At 67.9% G+C, this 1,303-nt stretch carries 1 protein-coding gene; it reads left to right on the top strand.

All coding sequences use genetic code 11. The annotated features are described in order from the left end of the window. Positions 1-235: 235 nt before the first annotated feature. Positions 236-1,303 (top strand): acyltransferase family protein (locus TX83_RS19310; RefSeq protein ID WP_064749626.1); only part of this gene is annotated, 1,068 nt, incomplete at its 3' end.

Raw genomic sequence — 1,303 nt, 5'->3', positions numbered from 1 at the left:
AATCCCCAATCCCCAATCCCCAATCCCGAATCCCGAATCCCGAATCCCGAATCCCGACTCCCGACTCCCGACTCCCAACCAAACGTGGCAACCCAGGCTGCTTGCGCTTGCAAAGCATCTTGTTGCCGTCCCGCACCGGGCGCAGACTGTGCGTGCGGTCTCTACGTCGCGATGCAATGTCGCGATGCGATCGCAGCCGCACCGTCTGTCTTACTCCCAACTCCAGGACCATTAGATGAGCCGACTGCCCGGCCTCGATCTGCTGCGCGCGATCGCGATCGTTTGGGTGATGTTTTTCCATGCCGCCGGAGCCGGACTCGGCTCGCCGTTCATGCCGATGTCGCAGTTCGGCTGGATGGGCGTGGATCTGTTCTTCGTTCTCAGCGGCTATCTGATCGGCTGGCAGGTGCTGCGGCCCTTGAGCCGCGGCGAGCCGTTGGCGTTCGGCGATTTCTATCTGCGGCGCGCGCTGCGCGTGCTGCCGGCGTTCTGGGTGGTGCTGGCCTTGTATCTGTGGCTGCCGGCGTTTCGCGAGCGGCCGGGCATGCAGCCGGCGTGGCAGTTCCTCAGCTTCGGCGTCAATCTGTTGATCGACTACCGGCACAACAAGGCGTTCTCGCATGCCTGGTCGTTGTGCGTGGAAGAGCATTTCTATCTGCTGTTCCCGGCCTTGGCCTGGCTGACGACGCGGCGGCCGGCAGGATGGAAGACAGGGTTGCTGGCCGCATTGCTGATCGGCGGCGGCATGGCGCTGCGTGCCGCCGTCTGGCAGGCGAGCGCGAACGACGGTGCCGATGCCTGGGTCGAACGCATCTATTACCCGACCTGGATGCGCCTGGACGGCCTGTTCGCCGGCGTGCTGCTGGCGGCGCTGCGCGCGTACCGGCCGGCGGCCTGGCAGGCCTTGCAGCGCCGCGCCGGCGGCTTGGTCGTGCTGGGACTGGGGCTGGTCGCTGCGGCGATCTGGTTGTCGCGCGAACGTCTGGGGCTGCAGGCGTCGGTGTTCGGTTTTCCGGTGCTGTCGTGGGGCCTGGCGTTGCTGGTCGTGGCGGGCAGCGCCGAGCAGCGCTGGACCGGGCGCCTGCGCGTGCCGGGCGCCGCGTGGTTGGCGGCCGCCTCGTTCAGCCTCTACCTGACCCACAAGGCGGTGTTCGGCATGGTGTCGCGCGCCTACGGCGACGCCCTGGAGGCGCACGGCCCACTGGCGTTCGCGGTCTATGCCGGCAGCGCCCTGCTCGCCGGCGCCGCGCTGCATTACCTGGTCGAGCGACCGGGCTTGCGCCTGCGCGAACGTTGGCGGGGG

It is taken from the genome of Lysobacter antibioticus HS124 (genome assembly GCF_000336385.2).
GTDB classification, from domain to species: domain Bacteria; phylum Pseudomonadota; class Gammaproteobacteria; order Xanthomonadales; family Xanthomonadaceae; genus Lysobacter; species Lysobacter firmicutimachus.
Note: the sequence above shows the minus strand (reverse complement) of the source record. Positions and strands in the feature narration are given on the sequence as shown.